The sequence below is a fragment of the Bacillus sp. FSL R5-0576 genome, assembly GCF_038004765.1.
GTDB classification, from domain to species: Bacteria; Bacillota; Bacilli; order Bacillales; family Bacillaceae; genus Bacillus; species Bacillus subtilis.
The window spans coordinates 65001-72500 of sequence record NZ_JBBORU010000001.1 but is presented as its reverse complement, the minus strand read 5'-3'; the positions used below and the strand labels follow the sequence as shown (position 1 = coordinate 72500).

The 7500-nt window shown below is 52.2% G+C and carries 2 tRNA genes and 5 rRNA genes (2 of these 7 running past the window's edge); all 7 read right to left on the bottom strand.

The features are described from left to right. Nucleotides 1-477, bottom strand: a 23S ribosomal RNA gene (locus NX903_RS00450); it reaches 2451 nt to the left of the window's first position. Nucleotides 478-647: 170 nt separating this feature from the next. Continuing rightward, nucleotides 648-2197: ribosomal RNA gene (locus NX903_RS00445) — 16S ribosomal RNA — on the bottom strand. Nucleotides 2198-2383: 186 nt separating this feature from the next. Next, a 5S ribosomal RNA gene (gene rrf / locus NX903_RS00440) occupies nucleotides 2384-2499 on the bottom strand. Nucleotides 2500-2554: 55 nt separating this feature from the next. Then, nucleotides 2555-5482: ribosomal RNA gene (locus tag NX903_RS00435) — 23S ribosomal RNA — on the bottom strand. A gap of 170 nt (nucleotides 5483-5652) precedes the next feature. Further along, nucleotides 5653-7202: ribosomal RNA gene (locus NX903_RS00430) — 16S ribosomal RNA — on the bottom strand. Together the 16S, 23S and 5S rRNA genes with 2 tRNA genes alongside form the textbook arrangement of a ribosomal RNA operon. A gap of 168 nt (nucleotides 7203-7370) precedes the next feature. Continuing rightward, nucleotides 7371-7446 (bottom strand) — tRNA-Ala (locus NX903_RS00425). An 8-nt stretch (nucleotides 7447-7454) separates the two neighbouring features. Then, nucleotides 7455-7500 (bottom strand) — tRNA-Pro (locus NX903_RS00420) (it continues 31 nt past the right edge of the window).

The window sequence follows — 7500 nt, the reverse complement described above, 5'->3', positions numbered from 1 at the left end:
TTTAGCCTTGGGAGATGGTCCTCCCGGATTCCGACGGAATTTCACGTGTTCCGCCGTACTCAGGATCCACTCAGGAGAGAACGAAGTTTTGACTACAGGGCTGTTACCTCCTATGGCGGGCCTTTCCAGACCTCTTCATCTACCTCGTTCTTTTGTAACTCCGTATAGAGTGTCCTACAACCCCAAGAGGCAAGCCTCTTGGTTTGGGCTAATCCCGTTTCGCTCGCCGCTACTCAGGGAATCGCATTTGCTTTCTCTTCCTCCGGGTACTTAGATGTTTCAGTTCCCCGGGTCTGCCTTCTCATATCCTATGAATTCAGATATGGATACCACTCCATTACGAGTGGTGGGTTTCCCCATTCGGAAATCTCCGGATCAAAGCTTGCTTACAGCTCCCCGAAGCATATCGGTGTTCGTCCCGTCCTTCATCGGCTCCTAGTGCCAAGGCATCCACCGTGCGCCCTTTCTAACTTAACCGTTAAAAAGAATCACTATGTGATATCTTGTGTTACTAATTGAATGTGATGTCTACTGTTATCTAGTTTTCAAAGAACACGTTTCGAAGGAATGATCCTTCAAAACTAAACAAGACAGGGAACGTTCTGTTTATAAGACCCAAGGTCTTATATTCCGTATAATATCCTTAGAAAGGAGGTGATCCAGCCGCACCTTCCGATACGGCTACCTTGTTACGACTTCACCCCAATCATCTGTCCCACCTTCGGCGGCTGGCTCCTAAAAGGTTACCTCACCGACTTCGGGTGTTACAAACTCTCGTGGTGTGACGGGCGGTGTGTACAAGGCCCGGGAACGTATTCACCGCGGCATGCTGATCCGCGATTACTAGCGATTCCAGCTTCACGCAGTCGAGTTGCAGACTGCGATCCGAACTGAGAACAGATTTGTGGGATTGGCTTAACCTCGCGGTTTCGCTGCCCTTTGTTCTGTCCATTGTAGCACGTGTGTAGCCCAGGTCATAAGGGGCATGATGATTTGACGTCATCCCCACCTTCCTCCGGTTTGTCACCGGCAGTCACCTTAGAGTGCCCAACTGAATGCTGGCAACTAAGATCAAGGGTTGCGCTCGTTGCGGGACTTAACCCAACATCTCACGACACGAGCTGACGACAACCATGCACCACCTGTCACTCTGCCCCCGAAGGGGACGTCCTATCTCTAGGATTGTCAGAGGATGTCAAGACCTGGTAAGGTTCTTCGCGTTGCTTCGAATTAAACCACATGCTCCACCGCTTGTGCGGGCCCCCGTCAATTCCTTTGAGTTTCAGTCTTGCGACCGTACTCCCCAGGCGGAGTGCTTAATGCGTTAGCTGCAGCACTAAGGGGCGGAAACCCCCTAACACTTAGCACTCATCGTTTACGGCGTGGACTACCAGGGTATCTAATCCTGTTCGCTCCCCACGCTTTCGCTCCTCAGCGTCAGTTACAGACCAGAGAGTCGCCTTCGCCACTGGTGTTCCTCCACATCTCTACGCATTTCACCGCTACACGTGGAATTCCACTCTCCTCTTCTGCACTCAAGTTCCCCAGTTTCCAATGACCCTCCCCGGTTGAGCCGGGGGCTTTCACATCAGACTTAAGAAACCGCCTGCGAGCCCTTTACGCCCAATAATTCCGGACAACGCTTGCCACCTACGTATTACCGCGGCTGCTGGCACGTAGTTAGCCGTGGCTTTCTGGTTAGGTACCGTCAAGGTACCGCCCTATTCGAACGGTACTTGTTCTTCCCTAACAACAGAGCTTTACGATCCGAAAACCTTCATCACTCACGCGGCGTTGCTCCGTCAGACTTTCGTCCATTGCGGAAGATTCCCTACTGCTGCCTCCCGTAGGAGTCTGGGCCGTGTCTCAGTCCCAGTGTGGCCGATCACCCTCTCAGGTCGGCTACGCATCGTTGCCTTGGTGAGCCGTTACCTCACCAACTAGCTAATGCGCCGCGGGTCCATCTGTAAGTGGTAGCCGAAGCCACCTTTTATGTTTGAACCATGCGGTTCAAACAACCATCCGGTATTAGCCCCGGTTTCCCGGAGTTATCCCAGTCTTACAGGCAGGTTACCCACGTGTTACTCACCCGTCCGCCGCTAACATCAGGGAGCAAGCTCCCATCTGTCCGCTCGACTTGCATGTATTAGGCACGCCGCCAGCGTTCGTCCTGAGCCAGGATCAAACTCTCCGATAAAGTAGTTTGACTGACTACGCACATCGCTGTGCGATTTTTAAAAACTGAATTAACAGGTACGTTTTGTCTTGTTTAGTTTTCAAAGATCATTTTGTTTGTCCGCTTTGTTAAAGCAACTTTATTAGTATACAACGTCACTTCTTCAAAGTCAACAACTTTTTTAAAAAATTACACTAACGTGCAATTGCTTGGCGGCGTCCTACTCTCACAGGGGGAAACCCCCGACTACCATCGGCGCTGAAGAGCTTAACTTCCGTGTTCGGTATGGGAACGGGTGTGACCTCTTCGCTATCGCCACCAAACAAATTGAGAGTGTTCTCTCAAAACTAGATAACAGGTGTGACATCATTCAAAAATATGGTTAAGTCCTCGATCGATTAGTATCTGTCAGCTCCATGTGTCGCCACACTTCCACCTCAGACCTATCAACCTGATCATCTTTCAGGGATCTTACTTCCTTGCGGAATGGGAAATCTCATCTTGAGGGGGGCTTCATGCTTAGATGCTTTCAGCACTTATCCCGTCCGCACATAGCTACCCAGCGATGCCCTTGGCAGAACAACTGGTACACCAGCGGTGCGTCCATCCCGGTCCTCTCGTACTAAGGACAGCTCCTCTCAAATTTCCTGCGCCCGCGACGGATAGGGACCGAACTGTCTCACGACGTTCTGAACCCAGCTCGCGTACCGCTTTAATGGGCGAACAGCCCAACCCTTGGGACCGACTACAGCCCCAGGATGCGATGAGCCGACATCGAGGTGCCAAACCTCCCCGTCGATGTGGACTCTTGGGGGAGATAAGCCTGTTATCCCCGGGGTAGCTTTTATCCGTTGAGCGATGGCCCTTCCATGCGGAACCACCGGATCACTAAGCCCGACTTTCGTCCCTGCTCGACTTGTAGGTCTCGCAGTCAAGCTCCCTTGTGCCTTTACACTCTGCGAATGATTTCCAACCATTCTGAGGGAACCTTTGGGCGCCTCCGTTACCTTTTAGGAGGCGACCGCCCCAGTCAAACTGCCCACCTGACACTGTCTCCCCGCCCGATAAGGGCGGCGGGTTAGAAGGTCAATACAGCCAGGGTAGTATCCCACCGATGCCTCCACCGAAGCTAGCGCTCCGGTTTCCAAGGCTCCTACCTATCCTGTACAAGCTGTACCAACATTCAATATCAGGCTGCAGTAAAGCTCCACGGGGTCTTTCCGTCCTGTCGCGGGTAACCTGCATCTTCACAGGTACTATAATTTCACCGAGTCTCTCGTTGAGACAGTGCCCAGATCGTTGCGCCTTTCGTGCGGGTCGGAACTTACCCGACAAGGAATTTCGCTACCTTAGGACCGTTATAGTTACGGCCGCCGTTTACTGGGGCTTCAATTCGCACCTTCGCTTACGCTAAGCGCTCCTCTTAACCTTCCAGCACCGGGCAGGCGTCAGCCCCTATACTTCGCCTTACGGCTTCGCAGAGACCTGTGTTTTTGCTAAACAGTCGCCTGGGCCTATTCACTGCGGCTCTCTCGGGCTTGCACCCTAACAGAGCACCCCTTCTCCCGAAGTTACGGGGTCATTTTGCCGAGTTCCTTAACGAGAGTTCTCTCGATCACCTTAGGATTCTCTCCTCGCCTACCTGTGTCGGTTTGCGGTACGGGCACCTCTCACCTCGCTAGAGGCTTTTCTTGGCAGTGTGGAATCAGGAACTTCGCTACTATATTTCGCTCGCCATCACAGCTCAGCCTTATGGGAAACGGATTTGCCTATTTCCCAGCCTAACTGCTTGGACGCGGATATCCAATACCGCGCTTACCCTATCCTCCTGCGTCCCCCCATTGCTCAAATGGTGAGGAGGTGGTACAGGAATATCAACCTGTTGTCCATCGCCTACGCCTTTCGGCCTCGGCTTAGGTCCCGACTAACCCTGAGCGGACGAGCCTTCCTCAGGAAACCTTAGGCATTCGGTGGAGGGGATTCTCACCCCTCTTTCGCTACTCATACCGGCATTCTCACTTCTAAGCGCTCCACCAGTCCTTCCGGTCTGGCTTCACAGCCCTTAGAACGCTCTCCTACCACTGTTCGAAGAACAGTCCGCAGCTTCGGTGATACGTTTAGCCCCGGTACATTTTCGGCGCAGAGTCACTCGACCAGTGAGCTATTACGCACTCTTTAAATGGTGGCTGCTTCTAAGCCAACATCCTGGTTGTCTAAGCAACTCCACATCCTTTTCCACTTAACGTATACTTTGGGACCTTAGCTGGCGGTCTGGGCTGTTTCCCTTTCGACTACGGATCTTATCACTCGCAGTCTGACTCCCAAGGATAAGTCATTGGCATTCGGAGTTTGACTGAATTCGGTAACCCGGTAGGGGCCCCTAGTCCAATCAGTGCTCTACCTCCAAGACTCTTACCTTGAGGCTAGCCCTAAAGCTATTTCGGAGAGAACCAGCTATCTCCAGGTTCGATTGGCATTTCACCCCTACCCACACCTCATCCCCGCACTTTTCAACGTGCGTGGGTTCGGGCCTCCATTCAGTGTTACCTGAACTTCACCCTGGACATGGGTAGATCACCTGGTTTCGGGTCTACGACCACGTACTCATGCGCCCTATTCAGACTCGCTTTCGCTGCGGCTCCGCATCTTCTGCTTAACCTTGCACGGGATCGTAACTCGCCGGTTCATTCTACAAAAGGCACGCCATCACCCGTTAACGGGCTCTGACTACTTGTAGGCACACGGTTTCAGGATCTCTTTCACTCCCCTTCCGGGGTGCTTTTCACCTTTCCCTCACGGTACTGGTTCACTATCGGTCACTAGGGAGTATTTAGCCTTGGGAGATGGTCCTCCCGGATTCCGACGGAATTTCACGTGTTCCGCCGTACTCAGGATCCACTCAGGAGAGAACGAAGTTTTGACTACAGGGCTGTTACCTCCTATGGCGGGCCTTTCCAGACCTCTTCATCTACCTCGTTCTTTTGTAACTCCGTATAGAGTGTCCTACAACCCCAAGAGGCAAGCCTCTTGGTTTGGGCTAATCCCGTTTCGCTCGCCGCTACTCAGGGAATCGCATTTGCTTTCTCTTCCTCCGGGTACTTAGATGTTTCAGTTCCCCGGGTCTGCCTTCTCATATCCTATGAATTCAGATATGGATACCACTCCATTACGAGTGGTGGGTTTCCCCATTCGGAAATCTCCGGATCAAAGCTTGCTTACAGCTCCCCGAAGCATATCGGTGTTCGTCCCGTCCTTCATCGGCTCCTAGTGCCAAGGCATCCACCGTGCGCCCTTTCTAACTTAACCGTTAAAAAGAATCACTATGTGATATCTTGTGTTACTAATTGAATGTGATGTCTACTGTTATCTAGTTTTCAAAGAACACGTTTCGAAGGAATGATCCTTCAAAACTAAACAAGACAGGGAACGTTCTGTTTATAAGACCCAAGGTCTTATATTCCGTATAATATCCTTAGAAAGGAGGTGATCCAGCCGCACCTTCCGATACGGCTACCTTGTTACGACTTCACCCCAATCATCTGTCCCACCTTCGGCGGCTGGCTCCTAAAAGGTTACCTCACCGACTTCGGGTGTTACAAACTCTCGTGGTGTGACGGGCGGTGTGTACAAGGCCCGGGAACGTATTCACCGCGGCATGCTGATCCGCGATTACTAGCGATTCCAGCTTCACGCAGTCGAGTTGCAGACTGCGATCCGAACTGAGAACAGATTTGTGGGATTGGCTTAACCTCGCGGTTTCGCTGCCCTTTGTTCTGTCCATTGTAGCACGTGTGTAGCCCAGGTCATAAGGGGCATGATGATTTGACGTCATCCCCACCTTCCTCCGGTTTGTCACCGGCAGTCACCTTAGAGTGCCCAACTGAATGCTGGCAACTAAGATCAAGGGTTGCGCTCGTTGCGGGACTTAACCCAACATCTCACGACACGAGCTGACGACAACCATGCACCACCTGTCACTCTGCCCCCGAAGGGGACGTCCTATCTCTAGGATTGTCAGAGGATGTCAAGACCTGGTAAGGTTCTTCGCGTTGCTTCGAATTAAACCACATGCTCCACCGCTTGTGCGGGCCCCCGTCAATTCCTTTGAGTTTCAGTCTTGCGACCGTACTCCCCAGGCGGAGTGCTTAATGCGTTAGCTGCAGCACTAAGGGGCGGAAACCCCCTAACACTTAGCACTCATCGTTTACGGCGTGGACTACCAGGGTATCTAATCCTGTTCGCTCCCCACGCTTTCGCTCCTCAGCGTCAGTTACAGACCAGAGAGTCGCCTTCGCCACTGGTGTTCCTCCACATCTCTACGCATTTCACCGCTACACGTGGAATTCCACTCTCCTCTTCTGCACTCAAGTTCCCCAGTTTCCAATGACCCTCCCCGGTTGAGCCGGGGGCTTTCACATCAGACTTAAGAAACCGCCTGCGAGCCCTTTACGCCCAATAATTCCGGACAACGCTTGCCACCTACGTATTACCGCGGCTGCTGGCACGTAGTTAGCCGTGGCTTTCTGGTTAGGTACCGTCAAGGTACCGCCCTATTCGAACGGTACTTGTTCTTCCCTAACAACAGAGCTTTACGATCCGAAAACCTTCATCACTCACGCGGCGTTGCTCCGTCAGACTTTCGTCCATTGCGGAAGATTCCCTACTGCTGCCTCCCGTAGGAGTCTGGGCCGTGTCTCAGTCCCAGTGTGGCCGATCACCCTCTCAGGTCGGCTACGCATCGTTGCCTTGGTGAGCCGTTACCTCACCAACTAGCTAATGCGCCGCGGGTCCATCTGTAAGTGGTAGCCGAAGCCACCTTTTATGTTTGAACCATGCGGTTCAAACAACCATCCGGTATTAGCCCCGGTTTCCCGGAGTTATCCCAGTCTTACAGGCAGGTTACCCACGTGTTACTCACCCGTCCGCCGCTAACATCAGGGAGCAAGCTCCCATCTGTCCGCTCGACTTGCATGTATTAGGCACGCCGCCAGCGTTCGTCCTGAGCCAGGATCAAACTCTCCGATAAAGTAGTTTGACTGACTACGCACATCGCTGTGCGATTTTTAAAAACTGAATTAACAGGTACGTTTTGTCTTGTTTAGTTTTCAAAGATCATTTTGTCCGCTTTGTTAAAGCAACTTTATTAGTATACAATGTCACCTCTTCAAAGTCAACAACTTTTTTTAAAAACTTTTGGTGGAGCCTAGCGGGATCGAACCGCTGACCTCCTGCGTGCAAAGCAGGCGCTCTCCCAGCTGAGCTAAGGCCCCATAAAAAATGGTCGGGAAGACAGGATTCGAACCTGCGACCCCATGGTCCCAAAC